Below are 25,034 nucleotides of genomic sequence, written 5' to 3'. Positions count from 1 at the left end.
CGTGCTCCCCCGCGGACCGTCCGGTGCGGCGGCGCACCGGGCGTGTCGGGGTCACGGCTGCTCCGTCGGCTCCGGGACGACGGAACGGTCGGCGGCGGAGAGCATGGTGATCTCCTCGGCGGGGACCATGCCGAGGCGGTCGGCCTGCTCGGGCAGGGACGCCTCGGCGGCCCGCAGCTCGGCACGCACCTCCTGGACGTCCTGCGCCACGAGACCGGCCTCGCGCTGCAGCTGGGACATCTCGTAGGAACCGCGCGCCATGGTCGTGTTGAGCAGCAGCGCCGACAGGAGCGCGGCGACCAGCACCAGGGCGCACAGGACCATGAAGGGCAGCCCCGAGGTCGCCTGCAGGGGCGCGCGGACGGCGTCCAGGCGGCGGCCCGCACCGCCCTCGACGGCACGCAGCGGCGCGCGGCGAGGGGTGGGTTCGCCACGCGGGACCGGGTGGACGGTGGTGGCTCGCAGAGCGCTCATCGTGACTCCTTCCGGGTCTGGCCGAGCATGTGGGCGGGCGTGGGACGCAGGCGGCGGGCGGCGCGCAGCCGCACCGACGCCGAGCGGGGGTTGCGTGCCCGCTCGACCTCGTCCGCCTCCTCGGCGCCCCGGGTGAGGGCCTCGAGGTACGGCCGGTGGGTCTCGGGCTCCACCGGCAGGTCCGGCGGGGCGCTGGACGTCGTGCCGCGGGCGATCGCCCGCTTGACGATGCGGTCCTCCAGCGAGTGGTAGGACTCCACGACGATCCGACCGTCGACGGCGAGGACCTCGATCGCCGCCGGGACGGCACGTTCGAGCACCTCGAGCTCGCCGTTGACCTCGATGCGCAACGCCTGGAAGGTCCGCTTGGACGGGTTGCCGCCGGTCCGACGCGCGGCGGCGGGGATCGCCGCGCGCACCGCGTCCGCAAGCTCGGCGGTGCGGGCCCACGGCTCGCGGTCGCGCCGCCGGACCACCGCACGGGCGATCCGCGGGGCGAACTTCTCCTCGCCGTAGCGGCGCAGGACGCGGACGAGGTCCGCCTCGTCGTAGGTGTTCAGCACGTCGGCGGCCGTCATGCCCCGCGACGGGTCCATCCGCATGTCCAGCGGTGCGTCCTGTGCGTAGGAGAACCCGCGCTCCGGCTCGTCGAGCTGCAGCGAGGACACCCCCAGGTCCATGAGCACTCCCTGGACCGCGCCGCCCGCGTGCTCGTCGACGACGTCCTCGATCTCGTCGTACACGGCGTGGACCGGGGTGAAGCGCTCCCCGAACCGGGCCAGCCGTCGGCTCGCCAGCTCGAGCGCCTGCGGGTCGCGGTCGATGCCGAGCACCCGTGTCGTCGGGACCTGTTCGAGGACGGCCTCGGTGTGCCCGCCCATGCCGAGGGTGCAGTCCACCAGCACGCTGCCGGGCTCGGCCAGGGCCGGCGCGAGGAGGTCCACGCACCGCTGCAGGAGCACGGGCAGGTGCCGGTCGCTCGTCGGTCGCGTCGCGTCGTCGCTCACGGGCCCTCTCCTTCCTGTCGGTGACGGCCCCGCCCGACCAGGTCTCCCTCCGCGTCGTTCTGGCGCCGGGGAAGTGCGCCAGACCCTCGCGGGGAGAGGCCTCGCCGTGCGGGGCCGCGGCTGTGCTGATGTCGTCGTCGGTCGGTTAGAACTGCAGGTCGGGGAAGATCTGTTCGGCCACGTCGGAGTAGTCGGCCTCCTGCGCGGACAGGTAGCTCTCCCACGCTCCGGCGTCCCAGACCTCGACCCGGGTGCCGGCGCCGATCACGGCGACGTCCCGGCCGAGGCCCGCGTACTCTCGCAGGTTCGCGGGGATCACCACGCGGCCCTGCTTGTCCGGCACCTCGTCGCTCGCCCCCGACAGGAACACGCGCAGGTAGTCGCGTGCCTGGCGGCTGGTGACCGGCGCCTGCCGGACCTGCTCGTACATGCGGGAGAACTCGTCCATCGGCAGCAGGAACACGCAACGCTCCTGCCCCCGCGTCATGACGAGCCCGGCGGCGAGTCGGGAACGGAACTTCGCCGGCAGGATGAGCCGCCCCTTCTCGTCGAGCCTCGGGGTGTACGTGCCGAGCAGCAGCCCGGTCCCCGGGAACTGGTCTCCCAGCGTTCCTGCCACGGTCCGCACCTCCCCTCGGGCTCCCGCTTCCTCCACGCTACTCCACTTTCCTCCACCGGGCGCGGCTATTCGGCCGCCTCCCCTCCACCTGCGCACTTCCTCCCCATGTCTGCGCAGGTCAGAGAGGTGGGGGTGAAGTGGAGGGCCAGGCACCACCGCACCCCGCGGAACCACTCCCCGAGAGCCCCTCAGCGGGTGACCCGACTCACGAGACACGCCCGGGACGGGCTAGGCTGCAAGACGTACCGTCCCGCGACCGGAGGCCGCACCGTGCAGACCGACCACGTCACCGGCACCCTGCCGCCGCCCAACGAGGACGGGCAGGAGGCCCTGCGGGCCGGCCTGCGCGAGCTCGTGACGACCACGAGCCACGTGCGCGAACAGGTGGAGGGCGTCGTGACCGGGCGGCCCGACCTGGCCCGGCTGACCGTCGCCGTGCTCCTCGCCGGCGGGCACCTGCTGGTGGAGGACGTGCCGGGTGTGGGCAAGACCACCCTGGCCAAGGCACTGGCGCGCACGATCGACTCCCGTGTCGGCCGTGTGCAGTTCACCCCCGACCTGTTGCCGAGCGACCTCACCGGCGTGAACGTCTACCGCTCGGCCACCGGTGAGTTCGAGTTCCGGCCCGGTCCCGTGTTCAACAACGTCGTGATCGGCGACGAGATCAACCGGGCCTCGCCGAAGACGCAGTCCGCGCTGCTGGAGTGCATGGAGGAGGGACAGGTCACCGTCGACGGGTCCACCTACGTCCTGCCGAAGCCCTTCCTCGTGGTCGCGACGCAGAACCCGGTCGAGATGGAGGGCACCTACCCGCTCCCCGAGGCGCAGCGGGACCGCTTCATGGCCCGGCTCGCGGTCGGGTACCCCGACAACGAGGCCGAGATGGCCATGCTCGACGCCCAGTCGTCGGGAGACCCGCTGGCCCACCTCCAGCCGGTCACGCACGCCGACACGATGCTGCGCTACGCGGGATGGGTCCGCGCGGTGCACGCGGCACCCGCGGTCAAGCAGTACATCCTGGACCTGGTGGGGCGGACCCGTGATCACGCCGGGCTGCGTCTCGGCGCCTCGCCCCGCGCCTCGCTGCAGCTGCTCAAGGTCGCCAAGGCCCACGCCGCGATGGCCGGGCGGATGCACGTCCTGCCGGACGACGTCCAGGCGCTGGCGGTCCCGGTCCTGGCGCACCGCCTGGTGCTGTCCACCGAGTCCCGGCTGACCGGGCTGGACGGTCCGGGCATCATCGAGGAGGTCCTCCGGCAGACCCCGGTGCCCGCCCGGGCGCACGCCGCCCCCGGCGGCGCCGCCGTGCCACGCCAGCCCCGCTGACGATGAACGTCGAGCAGGTCACGAGCGCGCTGCGCCGCCTGGTCCGCGTCCGGCCGACGGCACGCGGCGCGGCGCTGATCAGCGCCGGGGGCGTCCTGGTGGTCGTCGGCGTCGTGCTGGACCTGCCCGACCTCGTGGGCCTCGGGGCCGCGGCCCTGCTGGTGGTGCTCGCCGCATGGGTCTCGCTCGGCGTGCAGCGGCTCGACGCGGGTCGCGGCGCGCTGGACGTGGAACGCCGGCTCGACCCCCACCCCGTGGTGGCCGGGCAGCACGCGACCACCCAGCTCGTCGTCCGCGCCCGGGCGCGGACCGGAGCCGCGTTCGAACGGCTCGCCCGGCTGCGCCTGTCCGAGCAGGCGGCGCACGAGCTCGCCGGACCGCACGGCATCCGCGCCCGGGTGCGCGCCCACCCCGACCGCGTCGCGGTGCAGTACACGATCGCCCCGGTGCGCCGGGGGCGCTGGTCGCTCGGACCCGTCCTGACCACGCGGAGCGACGTCTTCGGCCTGGCCCGCACCACGCAGCCGCTCGGGGCGAGCACGCCGGTGTCGGTCTGGCCGCGCACGACGCACGTGCCCGCGCACAGCGCGGCGCTCGGTGACGTCGACCGGGCCGCGTCCGGCGCCCGGCTGGCCTCCTCCGACGACTCCGTCATCCGCGAGTACGTGCCGGGGGACGACCCGCGCCGGGTCCACTGGGCGGGATCGGCACGCCAGGGCCGGCTCATGGTGAGGGCCGACGAGAGCGCGGGCCTGCGTCCGGTCACGGTGCTGCTCGACAGCGGCCTGCTCGCGCCCGCCTCGGACGAGCGGCCGGGCGGACGCGCACCGACCCACGCCACCGTCGAGGACGGCGAGTGGGCCGTCGAGCTGGCCGCGTCGATCGCCACGTCCTTCCTCGAGGCGGGTCATCCCACCCGGTTGTCCGCCACCGGCGGTACCCACCAGCCGGCGACGCACCTCAGCGGGGCCCGGACCGGTCGCGCCGTGATGCTGGACTCGACCGTGGACCTGAGCGGCCTGCGCGGGGCGGCCGCCACCCGTGCCCTGGAGCAGACCGTCCAGGCGCTGCGGGCCGACCGCCGGCAGTCCGAGATCACGGTCGCCGTCCTCGGGCCCACCACGGGTCCGACCCGCCACGCGGTCGCCTCGCTGGGGGCGGACGGCGTCGCCTGGGCGCTGCTGGTCGTCCCCCGGGCGGAGGGCATGCGCCACGACGTGGAGCCCACGGCCGACGACCTGCGCTCCGCGGGGTGGCGCGTGACGACCTGCGCCCCCGGCACGCCGCCGGAACGCGTGTGGTCCGCACTGACGGAGCGCGTCGCATGATCCCCCCGTACGCCGGTCCGGTCGCGCGGCTCGTCGCCACGGGCGCACTGGTCGCGCTGGCCGTCGCGGCGTCGATGACGGCGCTGACCCAGCTCGTCCTGCCCGGTCCGTGGGTGCGTACCGGGGTGCTGGGCATCGTGCTCGTGACGGTCACGACGACCACCACGCGTGGCCTGCTGGAGGCCCGCGCGCGGCGCCGCGGTGTCGCGGGGGACGCCGGGAGCGGCTCGGCCCTGCCCACCCTCGCCGGCGCGCTGGTCGCCGCGTGGTTCGTCCTGTCCCGCTACGGCGCCCCGACGTCCGCGGCGGACCTGATCGTCGGCCCCGAGCACGTCAGCCGGGTGGTGGCACGGCTGGGCGAGGCGGGCGAGATCATCCGGTCCGAGGTCGCCCCGGTACCGGGCACGCTGCCGATGGCGCTGCTCACGGTGGGCGGCACATTGGCCGTGCTGCTGCTGGCCGACGCCCTGGCGGGCGGCCTGCACTGGCACGCCGGCGTCGGGCTGCCGCTGCTCGCCCTCTGGGCCCCGCCGCTGGTCCTCGTCGGCTCGGTGCCGCGCCTGGTCTTCGTCGTCGTGGTCGCCGCGCTGCTGCTGCTGCTGACGGTCTCGCCCCGGGGCGGCCCCCGGACCCGTCAGCGTGAGCAGCCACCGCGCTCGGTACGCCGCGCCGAGGGTCTGCGGGCCGTGGTCACCACGGCCGTGGCGGTCGTGGTCGCCGCCGGCGCGGGGCTCGTCGCCACCGCCTCGGAGTCGCTGCCCGGTTACGCGGGGGCCTGGTACCAGACGTTCACCACCTCGGGCGACGCCATCCAGCTCGCCGAGGACCTAGACGTGCTCGGCAGCCTGACCGAACGGTCGAGCGAGGTCGTGCTGACCTACACCGGCCCCACCGAGGGGGTCGGTCCCTGGCGCACCTACACCACGTCCGCGTTCGACGGCCGACGGTGGCAGCGCGGGGACGAGCGCTCCGGCGAGCCGTTCGGGCCCGACGACCTGCTCTGGCCCGAGGACGTCGACCGTGACGCCCTGGCCGACGCCCGGGCCGTGGCGGTCACGGTCGGGTCGCTGCGCGACGACCAGCTCCCCGTGCCGGGCGAGCCGCGGCGCGTGACCGTCGGCGGCACCTGGGGCTACGACGCGGTCCGGGACGAGGTGGTCGGCGACCGGACGGACGAGGGCGAGACCTTCGACGTCGCGGTCCGACCGCGCGACCTCGACCCGGAACGGCTCCGCGCGGCCGGTCCGGGCACGGCGGTGGACGCGTACCTGCAGGTCCCCGAGACCGACCGCGCCGCCGACGTGGCCGCGCTCGCCGAGGAGGTCGCCGGCGACGGACCGACGGCGTACGACCAGGCCGTCGCGCTGCAACGCTGGCTGCGCGACCCGTCGTCCTTCACGTACTCCACCGAGCTGCCGCGCGGCGGCACGGGCGACCCGGTCTGGGACTTCCTCCAGCACCGGACGGGCTACTGCGTGCAGTTCGCCACCACGATGACGATGATGGCCCGCACGCTCGACATCCCCGCACGGCTCGCGGTCGGGTTCCTGCCCGGCGAGGTGGTGTCCGAGTCCGACTCCGGGGAGCAGGCGACCTGGCAGGTGACCGGCCAGGACTCGCACGCCTGGCCGGAGCTGTACTTCGACGGGGTCGGATGGGTGCGGTTCGAACCGACCCCGGCGGTCCAGACCGGCGCACCGCCCGCCCACACGACGCCGCGGGACGGGCCCGCCGCCGGTCAGCAGGACCAGGCTCCCGAGGTGCCCGAGCAGGTGCCGCCGCAGGAACGTCTGGGCCAGGACGAGGTCGTCTCGCAGCCACCGGTCGCGGTGCCCGCCGGTGGTGGTGGGGGTCCCGAGGGCCCCGAGCCCTGGGTCTGGGTCGTCGGCGGAATCGTCGTCGTGGCGGCGGGCGTCGCCGGCGGCTTCCTGCTGCGTCGCCGGCGCGAGGACCGCCCCGTGGACGCCGAGCGCGCCTGGGAGCAGGTGCTCGCCGCGCTGGCCAAGAACGGGGTGACCCTGCCACCGCCGACGACGCCGCGTCAGGCGCCGGAGGCCATCGTCACCGCGGTGACCCGGGCGCACGGGCAACGGCCCTCCCCCGAGGTGCGCGACGGCCTGCAGCGGATCGCCGACGCCGTCGAACGGAGCCGGTACGCCGCCCCCGTCGAGGAGGCGCAGGACGACGACCTGGCCGAGCTGGCCGAGACGGTGGCCGGCGGACTGGCGCAGGGTCGTCGGGCGCGACGGACCGCGACGTCCGGTCGGTGACGACGTCCGGCCGGGTGCTCAGCGGGTGTCCGACCAGGTCCAGCAGGTCACGCATCCACGCGGACGTTCGGCGATCGCCGCGGTGCGAGCCGGGCGTCGTGCGCGGGCGCCCGACGGGTCAGGTGCTCAACGGCCTTCGTCGCGACGTCGGTTCCAGCGCTCCTCGAGCCGGTTGAGGAACCCCGAGCTCTTGGGCTTCTTGGCCGTCCGGGTGGTCCTCCCCGAGGAGGCCGCCGACGGCGACACGGTGCCGTCACCCTTGACGACGCCCTGCGGCCCCTTCTTGCGCGGCGCCGCGAAGACGAACGCCACGCCGGCGAACATCAGCGCGAACCCGACGACGCCGAGCCACGCCATCTGCGACGCGGCACCGATCACCAGGAGCAGCAGACCGAGCACCACGCCCGCCCCGGCGAGCACGAAGCGCAGCGGAGAACGGCGGCGTGAGTGCTGGAGCGTGGTCGCCAACCGGGGGTCGTCGCTCTCCAGCGCGCGCTCCATCTGCTCCAGCACGCGCTGCTCGTACTCCGACAGAGGCATCGGGCCCCCCGATCTCGCTGTGGTCCACTGACGTTCTTCTAGGATATGCCCGCTCAGGGGTCCATGGTAGTCGACGGCGGGGCGAAGCTCGCCCCCAGCGCCACCGCGGACCGCCCGAACCGCGCCCGCACCGCGTCGACGGCGATCTCGGCCTCCCGACGGGCCTCGCCCCGGTCGTCCTCGGCGTCGAACAGGGTGGGCTGGCTCGACAGCCCGGACCGCGGGCGCAGGTTCTCCGCGCGGACGCCCACGAGCCGTACCGCGAGCCCTCCCCGGTCCACCCCGACCAGCAGCTCCCGCGCGACCGAGAAGAGCTCCTGGGCCACGTCCGTCGGCGCCTCGAGGGTCCGCGACCGGTTCACCGTGCGGAAGTCGCTGGTGCGGAGCTTCAGGGTGACGGTCCGCGCCACGACGTCGTGCCGGCGCAGCCTTGCGGCGACGCGGTCCGCGAGCTCGCGGAGCCGGGCCACCAGGTCGTCCGTGTCCCGCAGGTCCCGCTCGAACGTCGACTCGGCGCCGATGCTGCGCTCCGGCCGACCGGCGACCACCGGACGGGAGTCCCGACCCCAGGCGAGGTCGTGCAGGTGCTGTCCCGCGACGGGGCCGACCGCGGTACGCAGCACGTCCACCTCGGAGTCGGCGAGCTGGGCGACGGTGGTGATGCCCCACCGGGCCAGCACCGCCTCGGTCTTGTCCCCGACGCCGGTCAGGGCCCCGACGGGCAGGGCTCGCAGGAACGGCTCGGTCGCGTCGCGCGGGACGAGCAGCAGGCCGTCCGGCTTCGCGTGCGTCGAGGCCAGCTTGGCGACGAGCTTGTTGCGACCGATCCCGACCGAGCAGGTCACGCCGTGCTCGGACCGCACCCGTTCACGCAGGGCGGCACCGATCTCGGTCGGCAGACCGAGGCGACGACGCGCCCCCGCGACGTCGAGGTAGGCCTCGTCGACCGACACCTGCTCGACCACGGCGGTGATGTCCCCGAGCATCTCCATGACCGACCGCGACACGTCGCGGTAGGCCTGGTGGTCCGGGCGCACCACGACCGCCTGGGGGCACCGTCGCAGCGCCTGGGACATCGCCATCGCGGACCGGACGCCGTACGCCCGGGCCTCGTAGGTGGCGGCCAGCACCACGCCGCGGTCCCGTCCTCCGACGATGACCGGGCGCCCCCGCAGCTCCGGCCGGCGGGCCAGCTCGACGGAGGCGAAGAAGGCGTCCATGTCGACGTGCAGGATCGTGGCGCCGTCCTCGTCGCTCCCCCAGTCCCGGCGCACGTCCGCCGAACGCGGCCCGCGACTCACGACGCCGCCGTCGAGCGGTCCCGCAGACGCGTCAGCGCGAACCCGGCACGCGGGTCGAGCCGCAGGCCGACCTCGTCACGGAAGTCCTCGGCGCACGCGAGCAGCTCGTCGGCACGGCGAGCGGGCACCTGGTCGCCGTGGCCGGAGTCCACGACCGCCCGCAGCCGCGCGCCCGAGGCGAAGTAGACGCTCCAGGCCGCCAGCTCGGGCTCGACACGGCTCAGCAGCTCCCACACCGGCCGCGCGCGGCCACGGCGCGGCACGTCGTCGTGCCGGGCGACCACGGCGGCGGCCGCACGGAGCGCCGCCAGGTGCGCGTGCACGAACCGGTCGCCGCTGTCCCGCGCGTCGACGGCCTCGGCGAGCTCGGCGTCGGCGCGGGCGAGCAGCTGCTGGACGCGCTCCGGCATCGGGACGTCGTCTTGTGCGGACATCACACACCTCCAGACCCCAGAGCGGGTTCGTCCCGCCACCTCATCGTCGAACACCTGTTCGACTCCTGTCAAGATCGCGGACCGCTCGGGGAGAATGTCGGCCATGGCTCCACGCTCCCGGCGCGCCCGTCGCCCCCGATCCTCCCGCGAGGCACCGACACTGCCCGCCGGGGAGGTGCCGATCGACACCGGGACGGCACGCGTCGAGACCGACCCGGAGGACCCCGAGCGCCTGACCCTCTACGTCAACGACGTACCGAGCTCCTGCCTCGACCTCGGCGACGCGGGGTTCCTCGCCTTCGAGTACCTGCAGCAGATGGCCGCGGTCGTCGACGCGCTCCCGGACGGCCCGCTGCGTGCCGTCCACCTCGGCGCCGCCGGTTGCGCCCTCCCCCGCTACGTCGATCACACCCGGCCCGGTTCGCGTCAGATCGGCGTGGACGTCGACGCCGAGCTGCTGCGACTCGTCCGCCACTGGTTCGAGCTGCCCCGCTCCCCCGCGCTGCGGCTCCGCGCGGACGACGCCGGGCACGCGCTGGCGGGCCTGTCCCCCGGGCTGGCCGACGTCGTCGTCCGGGACGTGTTCGCCGGGGACACGACCCCCGACCACCTCGTCGGCACGGCGTTCGCCCGCGCGTGCGTCCGCGCGGTGCGGCCGGGCGGGGTGGTGCTGGCGAACTGCGCCGACCGCCCGCCGCTGACCACGGCACGGCGCGAGGTCGCGGCCTTCGCCGAGGCCCTCGGACCGGGCGCGATCGACGGCGGCCGCCTCGCGCTGGTGGCCGAGCCCGCGATCCTCAAGGGACGTCGGTACGGCAACGTGACGATCGTCGCGGTGGCGCCGACGCCCGACGGTGAGACGGACCCGGACGGGCCGCCCTCGCTCGACGTCCGCGCGCCGGCCCTGGGCCGCGCGCTGCGGTCGCTGGCCGTTCCGGCGCACGTGCTCGCCGGCGAGGAGCTGGCCCGGTTCACCGGCTCGGTCGCACCGTTGCCGTGACGACGCGCCCGGGAACGGCGCAGGCCGTCTCCCCGGCGGGGAGACGGCCTGCGCCGGTCGGGTACGCCTCAGATCGGGACGACCTGCTCCGCCTGGGGCCCCTTGGGCCCCTGCGTGATCTCGAACTCGACCCGCTGCGCCTCGTCGAGCGTGCGGTACCCCTGCGTCTGGATCGCCGAGTAGTGCACGAAGACGTCGGCACCGCCGTCGTCCTGGGCGATGAACCCGTAGCCCTTCTCAGCGTTGAACCACTTCACGGAACCCTGCGCCATGCTGATCCTTCGATCTTCCGTCCGATGCACGGGAGCCCCGGACGGGCACCCGCCGTCGCAGCGGGCGGTCGACGCCGGCTCGTGCGCTGCTCCGCCGATGCAACGCGGCAAGTGTGGCATGGAACACACCGGTTTGCACGGAATGGGCGGCGATGACCGGCAGGTGTCACGCAGCCGACACGTCCGACCCGGCGGGCGGGCGGCCGCGGGAACCTTCAGTCGTCGCCGCGCTCGGCCAGGAAGCGCTCGAACTCGGCGCCCAGCTCCTCCGCCGTCGGCAGGGACGAGTCCTCGGCGAGCAGGTTCTGCCGGCCCACCGACCGTGCGAAGGCGTCGTACTGCTCCTCGAGCTGGTGCACGACGGACGCCACCTCCTCGTTCTCCGCGACGAGCTCGGCGACCTCGACCCGCGCCTGGCCCGCCGCCTCGTCGAGGGCCCCGGTGTGCAGCGCGAGCCCGGTGGCCTTCTCGAGCTGCTGCAGCGCCAGGACCGCCGCGGGGACGTACCGCGACTGCCCCAGGTAGTGCGGGACGTGCACCGCGAACCCCATCGCGTCGTGCTCGGTCTCGCCGAGGCGGTACTCCAGGAGCGCCTCCCAGGAGCCCGGGACCTGCACGCGGCCGAAGTAGGTCGTCTGCTCGTCGACCAGCCCCTCCCGGGTCCCGTGCACCGTCAGGGTCAGCGGCCGGGTGTGCGGGACGGCCATCGGGATGCCGTGCAGCCCGACGGTCAGCGACACACCCAGCTCGTCGACGATCCGCCGCACCGCGGCCGCGGCCCGCTCCCACTGCAGGTCCGGCTCGGTCCCGTGCAGCAGCAGGAAGCCGGTGCCCTCGTCGTCGGCCAGGTGGTCGAGCGCCAGGACGGGTGCGTCGTACCCGGCCCAGCGGTCCGCGTCGAACGTCATCGGCGGGCGGCGGGACCGGTAGTCGACGAGCTGGTCGACGTCGAAGGTCACCAGGCGGGTCGGCGTGAAGCTCCCCAGGAGGTGCTCCGCCGCGAGCTCCCCGGTGGCACCGGCGTCCACGAAACCGCGCACCGCGTGCACCAGGACGGGCGCCGCGGCGGGTCCGCCCTCGTCGGCCGTGCCCAGGGTCCGCGCCACCGCGTCGTGATCCACCTCGTAGATGCCCTGCGGGTCCTGCACCGTTCCTCCTCACGAACCGGCTCCGGGGTGCGGTCGCACCTCTGCCGACCCACAACCCACGCCGCGCCCGAGATCATCCCGGCCGCCGGGAGCGCTCACCGCTGCGGCAGGCGCACCACCGAGACGAAGAAGTCGTCGATCTGCCGCACGACGTCGATGAACCGTTCGAAGTCGACGGGCTTGGTGACGTAGGCGTTGGCGTGCAGGCTGTAGGAACGCAGCACGTCCTCCTCCGCCTCGGAGGTCGTCAGCACCACCACCGGGATGTGCCGCAGCGCGGCGTCCTGCTTGACCGACGCCAGGACCTCGCGGCCGTCCATCCGGGGCAGGTTGAGGTCCAGCAGCACCAGGTCCGGGGTGGGGGCGGCGGCGTGCTGGCCCTCCTTGCGGAGGAACTCCATCGCGCTGACCCCGTCCGAGACGACCCACAGCGTGTTGGCGACCTTGTGCTCGGCGAAGGCCTCGCGGGTCATGAGCACGTCACCGGGGTCGTCCTCGACCAGGAGGACCTCGATGCCGACCTGCTGCTCCGCCATGGACGACACCCTAGTCGCACGGCGCCGGGCGGCACGGTCGACGCCCGCCCGGTCCCGCGGGAGGGCGGAGCCGCCTAGGCCGCGGGCCCCCCGCCCTGGTCGATCCGGGTCGGGTCGCCCGGCCGCCAGGTCCGGTCGAACCAGGTCTCGAGGGGACCGTAGAGGCGGAACAGCATGTTCCAGCCCCGCCCGGGGACGGTCTGGACCCAGTTCGTCGCGCCGTTCGACGGCCGCTCGGGCCCGAAGTACACGTCGAACGACCCGTCGGCGTTCTGCTCGGCCCCCCGGGCGCTGCTGATGCCGGGCAGCCGCTGGTCCGTCTGCAGCATGGACCGGGTCTGGTTGTCGTAGACGACGAACGACCAGAAGTCCTGGGCCGGCACGTCGGGGGGCAGGTGGACGACGTAGGTCTCCGACCCGTCCAACGGTGCTCCGTCGGCGCCGAGGTACGCCACGGCGTACTGCGAGCCCTTGCCGACCATCGCCATGCTCATCGCCGGCGTGATGCCCGTGGCGTAGAAGTGCATGTAGGCACGGGCGTCGAGCAGCCGAGCGCCGTCGCGCAGGAACTCGTAGCTCCCCCCGACGAAGGGGTTCTGCCAGACGCGCTCCCCCGGGTAGAGGTAGTACTCCTCGTCGCGCGGCCGGGCCGCGAGCGCCCGGACCGTGGCCGCGCCGACGTCGGCCGCGTCGGCGAGGATCCGCCGCATCCGCGCGTCGGGCGCGAACGGCGCACCGTGGCGGATGCCGATCGAGGCCAGCAGCCCGAGGATCTCCGGATCCTGGCCGTCCGGCGGTTCGGTGCGCACCGTCGCGGCGACCTCGTCGAACAGTGCCGCGTCCATCCGGTGGACGGTGTTCAGCTCGGTCCCCGACACGTCGACCATCGTCATCTCGACGGGGTCGCTGCCGAGGGGGTGGATGCTGAACCGCTCGCGGGTCGTCCGCACCGCGGGCGCCGGGTCGCCGTCCACCGGGAAGCCCCGCCAGACCACCCAGTTGCCGAAGGTCTGCGTGCGGACCACGTGGTACCCGTCGGGCACCTCACCGTCGTGGCCTGGGGGCAGGACGAGGAACCGTCCGCCCCGGCCCCGGTCGGGACCGGCGTTGCCGAAGTCGGCCACGTAGTGGAACCAGCTGTCGTCGATGATCCCCAGGACGTCCGGCGGGGTCTCCACGACGAGCGGCCCGTCGCTCAGGTCCAGCCACGACATCATGTAGACGCTGGTCGTGTTCGGCGTGAGGAACAGCGCGCGGGAGTCCATCATCGACTCGAACGCCACGATCGTGGTGTTCGCCGGACCCTGGGCGAGGATCCCCGCGCGCATCGCACGCATCGAGGCGATCTGGATGCTCGACAGGTACGCCTGCACCGCACGCTGGAAGTCGAGGTTGTCGTAGACCAGCCTGGTCGTCTCCTCGTCCGGCACCCCGTCGTGGAGCCGGAGCGTGCCGATGCGGGTGTGCAGCTCGTCCGGCGTCGCGATGCCCTCCGGGACGCTCGTGGTCATGCGCATCGTGGTGTCCTCTCGACGAACGCGGGCCGCCTGCTCGCATCGTCCTGCATCCGGCGAACGCTCGCCCTGTCGGCGGAACGGCGGCCTCAGGTCCACCCGATGCTGGCCCGGCAGCGGACCCGGGTCACCGGGCCGCCGGCAGCGTCCACCGGACGGTGGTCCCGGTGGTCACCTCCGGGTCGATCCACACCCTGCCGCCGTGATGCTCGACGACCCGCTTGACGAGCGCGAGCCCGATCCCGGTGCCGCTGTACACCTCCTTGGGGTGCAGGCGCTGGAAGATCACGAAGACGCGTTCGGCGTACTGCGGGTCGATGCCGATCCCGTTGTCCGTGCACGCCAGCTCCCACTCCTCGCCGTCGGGGCCGCTCACCCGCCGGGCCGACACGTGCACGCGCGGCGGCCGGTCCGGGTGGGCGAACTTCAGCGCGTTGCCCACGACGTTGCGCATCAGCATCGTCAGCGGGCCGCGCTCCCCCTCGACCATCGGCAGCGGGTCGCTGGTCACCTCGCCGTCCTTCTCGGCGAGGCGGTGCGACAGGTCGGACAGGACCTGGTCGAGCACGTCGGACAGGTCGACGTCCTCGCGCCGGCCGCCGGAGCGCCCTACCCGCGAGAAGCTGAGCAGGTCCTGGATGAGCCGCTGCATGCGGTGCGCCCCGTCCACGGCGAAGGCGATGTACTGGTCGGCCCGGTCGTCGAGCTGGTCGCCGTAGCGCTTCTGCAGGAGCTGGGTGAAGCTGGCGACCTTGCGCAGCGGCTCCTGCAGGTCGTGGGAGGCGACGTAGGCGAACTGCTCCAGGTCGCGGTTCGACCGCTCCAGCTCGGCGGCCTGCTCGCGCAGCCGCAGGTGGGCGTCCTCCACCTCCTGGTGCGCCGCGCGGGCGTCGGCGACCTGCTCGACCAGCTCGCGCCGCATCGCCTCGACGTCGCGCGCCAGGGCCGCGACCTCGCCCGAACCCACCGGAGGGATCTCGTGGTCGTGCTCGCCCGTGCTGGCGGCGCGGACCTCGGCGGCCAGGGTGGCCAGCGGGACCGTCAGGCCCCGGCGCACCTCGCGCAGGACCGTGACGGCGACGCCGACGCCGACGCCGCCCAGCACGACCACCACGGCCAGGAGCACCTCGTTCCACACCCGGGCGTCGTCGATCGCCGCGGCGTCGGCACCGGCTTCCAGCAGCCGCTGCGAACCCAGCGTGGCGACCAGGGCCAGCAGCAGCCCGGCGACGAGGGCCACCGTCCCCCAGCGCAGCAGCCGGCGCGCGCGGTCCAGCACGGAGCGTTCAGGACTCATCGGGCCACTCCACGGAGTCCGCGAGCATGGCGGAGCGCTCGCCCGGCACGTCCTCGGACCCGGTCCAGCCGACGACCAGCATCGCGGCGTCGTCCGCCAGGGGGCCACCGTGCAGGCGCCGGACCCGGCGCAGCACCCTCTCGACGACCCCGCCGAGACCTGCGCGCTCGACCTCGTCGCGGACGAGGTCGGCCAGACCGGCCACGCCCACGCGCAACGCGGCCCGCCGCCGTCCGACCCGACCCGGTGCGGACGACTCGTCGGCGGCCAGCGACGCCTCCACCAGACCATCGGTGTAGGTGACGACCGCGAACGGACCCCCGAGCTCGAGCCGTTGCGATCTCCACCCCCCGGGCACCGGCACGCCGAGGGCGCGACCACGCTCGACCGGCGCGAGGACCTCGCACCCCAGGGTGCCGTCCGTCCCGGTGAGCAGCATCGGGGCGAGGTGACCGGCGAGGCAGATCTCGACGGCGGACCGGTCGGCCTGCACGGTCACCTGGCACAGCGTCACGAAGATCTCCGGACGCGCACGTTCGGTGTGCAGCACCGTCTCCAGCGCGGGGAAGATCGCCTGGGGCGGGGTCCCGGTGAGCACGAGCGTCCGCCACGCGGTCCGGAGCGTCGCGCCGAGCGCGGCCTCGTCGGGCCCGTGGCCGGCGACGTCCCCGATCACCGAGAGCACCCGGCCGTCGGGCAGCTCGACGGTGTCGAAGAAGTCTCCGCCGAGGAGCCCCTCCCCGCCGGGCAGGTATCCCACGAGCACGGACACGGCCTCGTCGTCGACCAGGGGCGTGGGCAGCAGGGCCTTCTCCAGCCTCGCGGTCTCGGCCGCCCGGATCCGGCCGCGGTACAGGGCACGTTCCTGCTCCGCCGACCGCCGGCGCTGCAGCGCGTAGCGTAGGGACCGGCCGAGCAGGTCCGGTCCGACCTCACCCTTGACGAGGTAGTCGTCGGCCCCGGCCGCCACCGCCTCGACGCCGAGATCGACCCCGCTGTGCCCCGTCAGCACCACGAGGGCGGGCGAGGCGGCGTGCCGGGCGCCCACGTGGCGCAGCCGCTGCACGGCCGTCAGACCCGCCGCGTCCGGGAGCCCGAGGTCCACCAGGAGGCAGTCCACCGCACCGGTGGCGACCTCGGCCGCCGCCTGGGAGACCGACACCGCGCGACGCAGCTCGACGTCGATCTCCGCGTCGGCGAGGAGCTCGGTGACCAGCAGGGCGTCGCCGTCGTCGTCCTCGACCAGCAGGACGCACGGCAGCGCGCCCCCCGCGGGGTCCCCGGCCTCCTCCTGACCCCCGTCGCCGCTGCTCATGGTCGGGATCCTATGCGCCGCTGTGGTCCACGTCACCGGTGGCGCGGCGGCGCGCCGCCCCAGATCACCCGGGGCGGGACACGACAGGGGTCACGGACGTGGAATGATGGTCGGCCGCACACCGAGCAGCACCTGGAGGACGCGTGGCGGGCAGGCACGACGAGCTGGCACGCGAGCAGGCGGTCGTCGACCGCCTCTACGCGCGACTCGACGAGCTGCGCGCCACGGCGCGCGCGCGGCTCGCGGCGGTCCGGCGCGAGGGACCCTCCGGCTCGCCGCAGAACCGTAGCGAGCGCGACGCCTTCGCGACCATGTACGAGGACCGCGCCGCCCGGCTCGACGCCGTCGAGGACCGCCTCGCCTTCGGCCGTCTCGACCTCGAGTCCGGCGAGGAGCGGTACATCGGCCGGATCGGCCTGACCGACGACGAGCACCGCGCGCTGCTGACCGACTGGCGCGCACCCGCCGCGCAAGCCTTCTACCGCGCCACCGCGCGCCACCCCGACGGCGTGCGACGCCGTCGGCACGTGGTGACCGCCGGACGCACGGTGACGGGCCTGGAGGACGAGGTCCTGGACCTGGACGCCGTCGACGACGGCCTGGACGCCTCCAGCCTGTCCGGGGAGGGAGCGCTGCTGGCGTCCCTGGCGCGGCGGCGGACCGGGCGCATGTCCGACATCGTCGCGACCATCCAGGGCGAGCAGGACCGCATCGTGCGGGACGAGCTCGGCGGCGCCGTCGTCGTCCAGGGCGGTCCCGGGACGGGCAAGACGGCGGTCGCCCTGCACCGTGCCGCCTACCTGCTGTACGCCCACCGGCGGCTGCTGGAACGCTCCGGCGTGCTGCTCGTCGGCCCCAGCCGCTCGTTCCTGCGGTACATCGACCAGGTCCTGCCCTCCCTCGGCGAGACCGGCGTGGTGTCCACGACCATCGCCGAGCTCCTGCCCGGGGTGACGGCCGACGCCGTCGAGGACCCGGTCGCCGCCGAGATCAAGGGCCGTCTGCTGTGGCGCGCCGCGGTCAAGCGTGCCGTGCGGGCCCGCGAACGGGTGCCCGCGACGGACGTGCCGGTGCGGATCGACGGGGTGGAGCTGCACGTGCGCCGCCGCGACGTGCGCGACGCGATCTCCCGGGCACGACGGACGCACAAGCCGCACAACGAGGCGCGCGCCACCTTCGTGCGCGAGATGCTCGGCCAGCTGGTCGAGCAGTACCGCGAGCGCACGCAGCGCGAGGTCACCGAGCACGACCTCGCCGTGCTCACCGAGGACCTGCGGGCGGACCGTGACGTGCGCGTGGCGATCAACCTGGCCTGGTTCCCCATCACGCCCGAGCGGCTCGTCGCCGACCTGTGGTCCAAGCCGCACCGCCTCGCCGAGGCGGCACCCGAGCTGTCCGACGCGGAGCGGGAGGCGCTGCGCCGCGACCCCGACGCACCCTGGACCGAGGCCGACGTGCCGATCCTGGACGAGGCCGCGGAGCTGCTCGGCGAGGACGACAGCGTCGCCCGGGCCGAGGCCCGGGCGGCCGAGGCGCGGCGCGCCGCCGAGATCGAGTACGCCCGCCAGACGCTCGCCAGCACCGGTGCCGGCCAGGGCATGGTCGACGCCGAGACGCTGGCCGCGCGGTTCGCGGAGTCGGGGCCGTCCCTGACGACGGCGGAGCGGGCGGCGGCGGACCGCTCCTGGACCTACGGCCACGTCGTGGTCGACGAGGCGCAGGAGCTCAGCCCGATGGCCTGGCACACGCTGGTCCGCCGGGTGCCCTCCCGGTCGCTGACGATCGTGGGGGACGTCGCCCAGACGTCCTCGGCGGCCGGCGCCCGGTCCTGGCAGAAGACGCTCGGCTCCGTGCTCCGCGACGGCTGGCGCCTGCACGAGCTCACCGTCTCCTACCGGACCCCCGCAGAGGTCGCCACGACCGCGCAGCGGGTGGCCGTGGCGGCGGGTCTGCCCGTCTCGCCCCTGACCGCGGCGCGCGACGCGCCCGACTCCCTCGTCGTCGTCCCGACGGACGACCTCGTGGGGGAGACCGCTCGCCGTGCCGCCGAGGAGGCCCGCCGGCACGTGGACCCCGACGGCGCCGGACGCGTGGCCGTCATCGCGCCGGCGGACCGGGTGAGCGGGCTGCGCGGCGCGGTCGCCGCCGCCGTCGGCGAGGTGCTGGGGCCCGAGGAGGGCCGGCGGCTGGCCGCCCAGCGTCCCGAGGACGCGCAGGTGCTCGTGGCCTCGCCGCGGGAGATCAAGGGTCTGGAGTTCGACGCCGTCGTCGTCGTCGAGCCGGCGGCGGTCGCCGCCGGGTCCGGCGGCTGGGGCGACCTGTACGTGGCCATGACGCGCCCCACGCAGCGCCTCGTGGTCGTGCACGCCGGCGAGCTCCCCGCGGGGCTGATGCACGAGGGGTGAGACACGTTTGGCCCCGGTGCCCCGCGAGGCGCACCATAGGGGCGTGCTGCGCGCCCTTCTTCTCGAGAACATCCACCCCGACGCCGTCGCCGTCCTGGAGTCGGCCGGGATCGAGGTCGAGTCCCGCCCCGGTGCCCTCGACGAGTCCGAGCTGATCGAGACGCTCGCCGACTTCCACATCCTCGGCATCCGGTCCAAGACCCAGGTCACCCGCCGGGTGATCGAGGAGTCCCCCGGCCTGCTCGCGGTCGGGACGTTCTCGATCGGCACCAACCAGATCGACCTCGGGGCCGCGGCGGGCCACGGCGTGGCGGTCTTCAACGCCCCGTTCTCGAACACACGCTCGGTCGTCGAGCTCGCCGTGTCGGAGATCATCGCCCTGACGCGGCGGCTCACCGTCCGCGACAAGGCGCTGCACGACGGCCTGTGGGACAAGACGGCGGACGGGTCCCACGAGGTCCGGGGACGCACGCTGGGCATCATCGGCTACGGCAACATCGGGTCCCAGCTCTCGGTGCTCGCCGAGAACCTCGGCATGAACGTCGTCTTCTTCGACACCTCCGAGAAGCTGGCCCTCGGCAACGCGCGCCGTGCGGAGACCCTCGGCGAGCTCCTCGAGACCGCCGACGCCGTGACCATCCACGTCGACGGCCGGCAGGGCAACGCCGGTCTGTTCGGCGACGACCTCTTCGCCCGGATGAAGCCGGGGGCGATCTTCCTCAACCTCTCCCGCGGCTTCGTCGTGGACGTCGAGGCCCTGCGCGAGCACATCCTCAGCGGCCACCTCGCCGGGGCCGCCGTCGACGTCTTCCCGACCGAGCCGAAGAAGCGTGGCGACCACTTCGAGTCGCCGCTGCGGGGACTCGACAACGTCATCCTCACCCCGCACGTGGGCGGGTCGACGGAGGAGGCCCAGCAGAACATCGGGCAGTTCGTCGCCAAGAAGCTCCGTGACTACCTGCTCACGGGCTCGACGATGCTGTCCGTCAACCTGCCGAACCTGCAGCTCGAGCACACCGGCGTGGGGCGCATCGCCCTGCTGCACCGGAACGTGCCCGGCGTGCTGGCGGCGGTGAACCAGGTCTTCGCCGACCACGGGGCGAACATCGAGGCGCAGATGCTGGCCACCCACGGCGACCTGGGCTACGTGGTCACCGACATCTCCGACGTGACGCACCGCGGTGCGTCGAGCAAGCTCATGGCGATGGACACCACGGTGCGGCTCCGTATCCGCGACGCCTTCGACCGTCCGGAGTTCCCGCCGGGGCCCGCGGCCGGCTGAGGTCGGCGGTCACTGCTCCGACGCGCCGGCGCCCGACGTCTCGCGCTCGAGCCGCTCGGCACGCAACGAGGTGATCGCCGCCTCGAAGTCCTCGAGGGACTCGAAGGCCTGGTAGACCGAGGCGAACCGCAGGTAGGCCACCTCGTCCAGCTCACGCAGCGGGCCGAGGATGGCCAGGCCGATCTCGTAGGCGTCGATCTCCGCGCTGCCCGAGGACCGCAGGGCCTCCTCCACGCGCTGGGCGAGCAGGGCGAGGTCGTCCCCGCTGACCGGCCGGCCCTGGCAGGCCTTGCGGACCCCGGACACCACCTTGTCGCGGCTGAACGGCTCGGTCGCCCCGGACCGCTTCACCACCGACAGGCTCGCCGTCTCGATCGTGGTGAACCTGCGCTGGCAGGACGGGCACTGGCGACGACGGCGGATCGCCGCACCGTCGTCCGAGGTCCGCGAGTCGACCACGCGCGAGTCGGCGTGTCGGCAGAAAGGGCAGTGCATCCGAGATCTCCTGCGGTCGGTGCCGAGCCCCTGCCCGGCTGCCCGACGAAAGTATGCGCAGGCCCGGGCTCGGTGCAACACAGCACGGCACCGCTACGACCGCGGGAGCACCAGCACCTGCCCGACCTGCAGCGACGAGTCCGGCATGCCGTTGAGGTCGCGCAGCTCGGCGACGACGACGCGCAGGTCCTCGCCCGGCTCCGCCAGCCCGGCGGCGAACTGCCAGAGCGTCTCCCCCGGGGCGACCGTGTGCAGCCGGACCTCGATCGGCTCCCCCGGCGAACCCGCCACGGCCTGGGACCCCGCCAGCGCGACCGGCAGGCTCACCGCCACCGCCAGCAGGAACAGCACCAGCCGACCACGCGCCGTCAGTCGCAGACCCGCCAGACCCCACCGGTCCAGGAGGCCTGCCGATCGTGTCTCCGTCGTCGCCATGACGTCCGTCCCTCCGTGGTCGCGATCCTTCGTACACACGTTCGTCGAACACCTGTTCCCTTGATACCACGACCGCGCGACACACGTCGAGAGATCTCGAACAGATGTTTGATGTCGCAGGTGATCTGGCCTAGGCTGACGACAGCGGGATGGCAGGAATGTCGGGTTCGGGCCGGGCGTGCCGGCCACCCGCACCTCGAGACGGCACCAAGGGAGCGACGGATGGCGACGCGACAGGACAAGGACGCGAGGGGCGCCGGCAGCGGTCTGGCGTCGGTCTCGGAGCTCGCGCCCGGGGCGGACCGGCTCACGGCGCGCCAGCGCGGCGTCCTGACGACCATCCGCGAGTCGGTGGAGTCCCGCGGGTACCCCCCGACCATGCGCGAGATCGGCGAGGCCGTCGGGCTGGCGAGCCCGTCGTCCGTCAAGCACCAGCTGACGGTGCTCGAACGCAAGGGCTATCTCCGGCGCGACCCCCACCGCCCCCGGGCGATCGAGGTCGTCGACCCCGACACCGGCCGGACCGCCAGCACCGACGACCGGCCCGCCCGCACTGCTCCGGCACCGGACGGCGAGGGCGAGGAGACCCCCGTGCCGTCGTACGTGCCCCTGGTCGGACGCATCGCCGCCGGTGGTCCGATCCTCGCCGAGCAGGTCGTCGAGGACGTCTTCCCGCTGCCCCGGCAGCTCGTCGGCGACGGCGAGCTGTTCCTGCTCAAGGTCGCCGGCGACTCGATGGTCGACGCGGCGATCTGCGACGGCGACTGGGTCGTGGTCCGGCGCCAGAACGTCGCCGAGCAGGGCGAGATCGTCGCCGCCATGATCGACGGCGAGGCCACGGTCAAGACGTTCAAGCAGTCGGACGGCCACACGTGGCTGATGCCGCAGAACGCGGCCTACTCCCCCATCGCCGGCGACGAGGCACAGGTGCTCGGTCGCGTGGTGGCGGTGCTCCGCAGCCTCTGAGACCGGCCGCCCGTCCGCGCGGGCGGCACCCGGTCAGAGACCGAAGCGGTGCAGCACCGCGCGCACGCTCTCCGCGGAGGCCCGCAGCCCGGCGGCCTCCTCGTCGGAGACCGGCGTGTCGATCACCGTGGTGGCGCCCCGGGCGTCGACCAGCGTGGGCATCGACAGGCACACGCCGTCGATCCCGTGGAAGCCGTCGACCCGGGTGGAGACCGGCATCACCCGGTGCTCGTTCTTCAGCACGGCCTCGACGATGCGCGTCGCGGCGAGGCCGACGGCGTAGTTGGTGGCCCCCTTGCCCGAGATCACCTTGTAGGCCGACTCGACGACCTCGCGGGCGATCGTCGCGCGCGCCGCGTCGTCCAGGGGCGGTCGGCCGGGCAGGGCCTCCCACTCGAGCAGCGGCACGCCCGCGATCCGTGCCGAGCTCCACAACGCGATCTCCGAGTCGCCGTGCTCGCCGGCCACGTACGCGTGCACGTTGGCGGTGGCCACCCCGCAGTGCTCGGCGAGGGCCGCCCGCAGCCGGGAGGAGTCCAGCACCGTCCCCGACCCGAAGACGCGCTCCGGCGGAAGACCCGAGACCTGCTGGGCCGCGAAGGTCACCACGTCGACGGGGTTGGTGACCATCACGTAGATCGCGTCCGGAGCGACCTCGACCAGACCGGGCAGGATCTTGCGGGTCAGCCCGATCGTCGCCTCGGCGAGGTCGAGCCGGGACTGTCCGGGCTGCTGCTTCGCACCGGCGGTCACGACCACCACGTCGGCCCCGCGGCACACCTCGACGTCGTCCGACCCGATGACCTCGGCCTCGGGGACGAACATGCGTCCGTGCTGCAGGTCGAGCACCTCCGCGTCGACCTTCGCCTTGTTCACGTCCATCAGCGCGACCGTCCGCGCGGTACCGCGCGCCAGGGCCGCGTACGCGAGGGTGGAGCCGACCGATCCGGCTCCGACGACGGCAAGCTTGGTGGTGCTGCGAGGAACGTTCACGCAGGACAGACTAGGTGTCCAGGCGCCGCAGCGCACCGCGGACCAGATGCTGGTCGGTGGTGCGCCAGAAGTCGGGCAGCGACCGGGTCAGGAACGATCCGTACCGTGCCGTGACGAGCCGCGGGTCGAGGATCGCCACGACACCCCGGTCGTCCTGGGAGCGGATCAGCCGGCCGGCGCCCTGGGCCAGCAGCAGCGCGGCGTGCGTCGCGGCGACCTGCATGAAGCCGTTCCCCCCGGCCTGCTCGACCGCTCGGGCGCGGGCCGCCTTCACCGGGTCGTCCGGTCGGGGGAACGGGACGCGGTCGATCAGGACCAGGCGGCAGGCGTCGCCGGGCACGTCCACGCCCTGCCAGAGGGACAGGGTGCCGAACAGGCAGGTCGCCGGGTCCCGGGCGAACTCGGCCACCAGGCTCGGCAGCTGGTCGTCGCCCTGGCACAGCACGGGGACGTCCAGTCGCTCCCGCATCGCCTCGGCCGCCGCGGTGGCGGCCCGGCGGGACGAGAACAGACCGAGGGTGCGCCCGCCGGCGGCCTCGATGAGGCCGGCGATCTCGTCCAGCTGGGCGTCGGTCGTCGGCTCGCGACCCGGCGCGGGCAGGTGCTTGGCCACGTAGCAGATGCCCTGGCTGCGGTAGTCGAACGGGCTGCCGACGTCGATCCCCCGCCACGCGTCGTCCTCGGTGCCGGTCGAGGCGGCGAGCCCGAGGGACCGCGCCAGCGGGTCGAAGCTGCCGCCCAGCGTCAGCGTGGCCGACGTCAGGATGCCGGTACGCTCGGCGAGCAGCTGGGAGCTGATCAGCCCCGCCACCGCCAGCGGGGCCGCGTGGAGCCGGCCGACGCCGTCACCCCACGGGGCGTCGGCCGGCGGACGGGAGCACCACAGCACGTCGTCGCTCGTGTCCTCGGCGGCCATCCGCTCGGCGACGTCGAAGAGCTGCTGCACGGCCGACTGGGCCATCCGGATGCCCGCGTCCGGCTCGGCGCCGGGCTCGGGCCGCAGCTCGGCGAGCAGACCGCGCGCGGCGTCCCGCACGGCGGACACCGCGGTGTGCAGGGACTCCGGGAGGCCCTGCGGATATCGCTCGGCGGGGACGGAGGCCAGGACCTGGGCGAGACCCTGGGCGGCCGCGTCGAGGTCGTCGGTGGTGCGTCCGCCGTGGCGACGGGCGAGGCGGGCCGCGTGCTCGACCGTCCCGGCCGCGAGGTCGACCGTGGCCGCCGAGGTGATGCGGTCGGCGAGCTCGTGCGCCTCGTCGACCACGAGCACGTCGTGCTCGGGCAGCACGTGCTGGTTCCCCGAGGCGGCGATGCCCAGCATGGCGTGGTTGGTGACGACGACGTCGGCCTCGCGGGCCGTGCCGCGGGCCTGCTCCGCGAAGCACTCGTCGAACACCGGGCAGCGCTGACCGAGGCACTCCAGGGACGTCACCGAGACCTGCCGCCAGGCACGGTCCGGCACGCCGGGGACGAGGTCGTCCCGGTCGCCGGTGTCGGTCTCCTCGGCCCAGGCGTGCAGCCGCCGGACGTGGTCGGCCAACCGGTCCGACCCGGCGTCGCCGCCGCGCGCCGACGCCGGGTGCTGCTCCGCGGCGGCGCCCTCGCCCGGTCCGGGGTCCGGGGGCAGGTCGAAGAGCGTCGCGTCGTCCGTCGGGTACCCGCCGGTGATCTTGTGTCGGCACAGGTAGTTGTGCCAGCCCTTGAGCAGGGCCACCTGCGGGGGTCGCGGCAGCGCGGGCGCCACGGCGTCGGCCACCAGGGGCAGGTCCCGGGTGATGACCTGGCGCTGCAGCGCCAGGGTGGCGGTCGAGACCACCACCCGTTCGCCCTCGGTCACCGCGTGCCGGACGGCGGGGACCAGGTAGCCGAGCGACTTGCCGGTCCCCGTCCCGGCCTGCACGAGCAGGTGCCGTCCGTCCTCGATCGCGCGCGCGACCTCGGCGGCCATCTCCCGCTGACCCTGCCGGGGGCTGCCGCCCAGCGCACCGACGGCGCGGTCGAGCAGCGCGGGGACGTCGGGTGCGGGTGCGGGCTCGGCGGTGTCGGACGGGGTCACCGGAAGATCCTACGGGCGCGC

General features: G+C 74.3%; 23 protein-coding genes. 7 read left to right on the top strand and 16 right to left on the bottom strand.

The window, feature by feature from the left end:
* Positions 1–51: 51 nt before the first annotated feature.
* The 3 genes from Q6350_RS08685 to mraZ all read right to left on the bottom strand — a co-directional run bounded on the left by Q6350_RS08685 (position 52) and on the right by mraZ (position 2,100).
* The gene (locus Q6350_RS08685) at positions 52–474 is read right to left on the bottom strand and encodes a hypothetical protein (RefSeq protein ID WP_216077671.1); all 423 of its coding nucleotides are present in this window, start codon (positions 472–474) and stop codon (positions 52–54) included.
* Positions 471–1,481 (bottom strand): 16S rRNA (cytosine(1402)-N(4))-methyltransferase RsmH, encoded by a 1,011-nt coding sequence (gene rsmH, locus Q6350_RS08680; RefSeq protein WP_304603723.1) that lies wholly within the window; start codon positions 1,479–1,481, stop codon positions 471–473. The genes Q6350_RS08685 and rsmH overlap by 4 nt, the downstream gene beginning before the upstream one ends.
* A gap of 145 nt (positions 1,482–1,626) precedes the next feature.
* The gene (mraZ, locus tag Q6350_RS08675; RefSeq protein WP_304603722.1) at positions 1,627–2,100 is read right to left on the bottom strand and encodes a division/cell wall cluster transcriptional repressor MraZ; all 474 of its coding nucleotides are present in this window, start codon (positions 2,098–2,100) and stop codon (positions 1,627–1,629) included.
* Between the two features lie 270 nt (positions 2,101–2,370).
* On the opposite strand from mraZ, the gene Q6350_RS08670 reads away from it, so the two are divergent.
* The 3 genes from Q6350_RS08670 to Q6350_RS08660 are packed head-to-tail and all read left to right on the top strand — an operon-like array spanning position 2,371 to position 7,024.
* Positions 2,371–3,426, top strand: coding sequence for an AAA family ATPase (locus Q6350_RS08670; RefSeq protein WP_369810838.1), 1,056 nt, complete (start codon positions 2,371–2,373; stop codon positions 3,424–3,426).
* A gap of 2 nt (positions 3,427–3,428) precedes the next feature.
* A complete protein-coding gene (locus Q6350_RS08665; protein ID WP_171247747.1) occupies positions 3,429–4,754 on the top strand; it encodes a DUF58 domain-containing protein in 1,326 nt (441 codons plus the stop codon).
* Positions 4,751–7,024 carry a transglutaminase domain-containing protein gene (locus tag Q6350_RS08660; protein ID WP_304607383.1) on the top strand — a complete coding sequence of 758 codons (2,274 nt, stop codon included), beginning with the start codon at positions 4,751–4,753 and terminating at the stop codon, positions 7,022–7,024. Before Q6350_RS08665 ends, Q6350_RS08660 begins: the two co-directional genes overlap by 4 nt.
* 126 nt (positions 7,025–7,150) lie before the next feature.
* On the opposite strand, the gene Q6350_RS08655 is transcribed toward Q6350_RS08660, so the two are convergent.
* Genes Q6350_RS08655 through Q6350_RS08645 form a run of 3 tightly spaced genes read right to left on the bottom strand, consistent with a single transcriptional unit; the run spans position 7,151 to position 9,299 of the window.
* Positions 7,151–7,564 carry a DUF3040 domain-containing protein gene (locus Q6350_RS08655; RefSeq protein ID WP_304603720.1) on the bottom strand — a complete coding sequence of 138 codons (414 nt, stop codon included), beginning with the start codon at positions 7,562–7,564 and terminating at the stop codon, positions 7,151–7,153.
* 53 nt (positions 7,565–7,617) lie between these two features.
* Positions 7,618–8,865 (bottom strand): DNA polymerase IV, encoded by a 1,248-nt coding sequence (locus Q6350_RS08650; protein WP_305065951.1) that lies wholly within the window; start codon positions 8,863–8,865, stop codon positions 7,618–7,620.
* Positions 8,862–9,299 (bottom strand): SAV_6107 family HEPN domain-containing protein, encoded by a 438-nt coding sequence (locus Q6350_RS08645; protein WP_171247751.1) that lies wholly within the window; start codon positions 9,297–9,299, stop codon positions 8,862–8,864. Before Q6350_RS08645 ends, Q6350_RS08650 begins: the two co-directional genes overlap by 4 nt.
* Positions 9,300–9,402: 103 nt before the next feature.
* On the opposite strand from Q6350_RS08645, the gene Q6350_RS08640 reads away from it, so the two are divergent.
* Positions 9,403–10,299, top strand: a complete 897-nt coding sequence (locus tag Q6350_RS08640; RefSeq protein WP_304603719.1) for a spermidine synthase — start codon at positions 9,403–9,405, stop codon at positions 10,297–10,299.
* Positions 10,300–10,367: 68 nt separating this feature from the next.
* Here Q6350_RS08640 and Q6350_RS08635 read toward each other — a convergent pair whose 3' ends face one another.
* From Q6350_RS08635 to Q6350_RS08610, 6 genes are all read right to left on the bottom strand, one after another.
* Positions 10,368–10,571, bottom strand: coding sequence for a cold-shock protein (locus Q6350_RS08635; protein WP_171247753.1), 204 nt, complete (start codon positions 10,569–10,571; stop codon positions 10,368–10,370).
* 215 nt (positions 10,572–10,786) lie between these two features.
* Positions 10,787–11,719: a PAC2 family protein gene (locus Q6350_RS08630; RefSeq protein ID WP_304603718.1), complete on the bottom strand. Its 933-nt coding sequence runs from the start codon at positions 11,717–11,719 to the stop codon at positions 10,787–10,789.
* 95 nt (positions 11,720–11,814) lie between these two features.
* Positions 11,815–12,255 (bottom strand): response regulator, encoded by a 441-nt coding sequence (locus tag Q6350_RS08625; protein ID WP_304603717.1) that lies wholly within the window; start codon positions 12,253–12,255, stop codon positions 11,815–11,817.
* 74 nt (positions 12,256–12,329) lie between these two features.
* Positions 12,330–13,766: a DUF1254 domain-containing protein gene (locus tag Q6350_RS08620; protein WP_305065950.1), complete on the bottom strand. Its 1,437-nt coding sequence runs from the start codon at positions 13,764–13,766 to the stop codon at positions 12,330–12,332.
* Between the two features lie 130 nt (positions 13,767–13,896).
* Positions 13,897–15,066 carry an ATP-binding protein gene (locus tag Q6350_RS08615; protein WP_305065949.1) on the bottom strand — a complete coding sequence of 390 codons (1,170 nt, stop codon included), beginning with the start codon at positions 15,064–15,066 and terminating at the stop codon, positions 13,897–13,899.
* Positions 15,056–16,381 carry a PP2C family protein-serine/threonine phosphatase gene (locus Q6350_RS08610; protein ID WP_305065948.1) on the bottom strand — a complete coding sequence of 442 codons (1,326 nt, stop codon included), beginning with the start codon at positions 16,379–16,381 and terminating at the stop codon, positions 15,056–15,058. Before Q6350_RS08610 ends, Q6350_RS08615 begins: the two co-directional genes overlap by 11 nt.
* A 143-nt stretch (positions 16,382–16,524) precedes the next feature.
* On the opposite strand from Q6350_RS08610, the gene Q6350_RS08605 reads away from it, so the two are divergent.
* Both Q6350_RS08605 and serA read left to right on the top strand, forming a co-directional pair.
* Entirely contained in the window at positions 16,525–18,786 is a 2,262-nt protein-coding gene (locus Q6350_RS08605; RefSeq protein ID WP_305065947.1) for an AAA family ATPase, read from the top strand.
* 43 nt (positions 18,787–18,829) lie between these two features.
* Positions 18,830–20,068 carry a phosphoglycerate dehydrogenase gene (gene serA / locus Q6350_RS08600; protein ID WP_305065946.1) on the top strand — a complete coding sequence of 413 codons (1,239 nt, stop codon included), beginning with the start codon at positions 18,830–18,832 and terminating at the stop codon, positions 20,066–20,068.
* Between the two features lie 9 nt (positions 20,069–20,077).
* On the opposite strand, the gene nrdR is transcribed toward serA, so the two are convergent.
* Entirely contained in the window at positions 20,078–20,563 is a 486-nt protein-coding gene (gene nrdR / locus Q6350_RS08595) for a transcriptional regulator NrdR (protein WP_305065945.1), read from the bottom strand.
* Positions 20,564–20,656: 93 nt separating this feature from the next.
* Positions 20,657–20,998: a LysM peptidoglycan-binding domain-containing protein gene (locus Q6350_RS08590; RefSeq protein WP_304603710.1), complete on the bottom strand. Its 342-nt coding sequence runs from the start codon at positions 20,996–20,998 to the stop codon at positions 20,657–20,659.
* A 222-nt stretch (positions 20,999–21,220) separates the two neighbouring features.
* Between Q6350_RS08590 and lexA the strand changes: the two genes are divergently transcribed.
* Complete coding sequence (gene lexA, locus Q6350_RS08585; RefSeq protein ID WP_304603709.1) at positions 21,221–21,964, top strand: transcriptional repressor LexA; 744 nt, start codon at positions 21,221–21,223, stop codon at positions 21,962–21,964.
* Between the two features lie 33 nt (positions 21,965–21,997).
* On the opposite strand, the gene Q6350_RS08580 is transcribed toward lexA, so the two are convergent.
* Together Q6350_RS08580 and Q6350_RS08575 are read right to left on the bottom strand one after the other, a co-directional pair.
* Complete coding sequence (locus tag Q6350_RS08580) at positions 21,998–22,957, bottom strand: L-lactate dehydrogenase (RefSeq protein ID WP_171247763.1); 960 nt, start codon at positions 22,955–22,957, stop codon at positions 21,998–22,000.
* A gap of 10 nt (positions 22,958–22,967) precedes the next feature.
* Positions 22,968–25,013 carry an ATP-dependent DNA helicase gene (locus Q6350_RS08575; RefSeq protein WP_305065944.1) on the bottom strand — a complete coding sequence of 682 codons (2,046 nt, stop codon included), beginning with the start codon at positions 25,011–25,013 and terminating at the stop codon, positions 22,968–22,970.
* Positions 25,014–25,034: the final 21 nt, after the last annotated feature.

This window comes from Isoptericola sp. b515, assembly GCF_030588125.1.
Lineage (GTDB): Bacteria > Actinomycetota > Actinomycetes > Actinomycetales > Cellulomonadaceae > Isoptericola > Isoptericola sediminis.
Note: the sequence above shows the minus strand (reverse complement) of the source record. Positions and strands in the feature narration are given on the sequence as shown.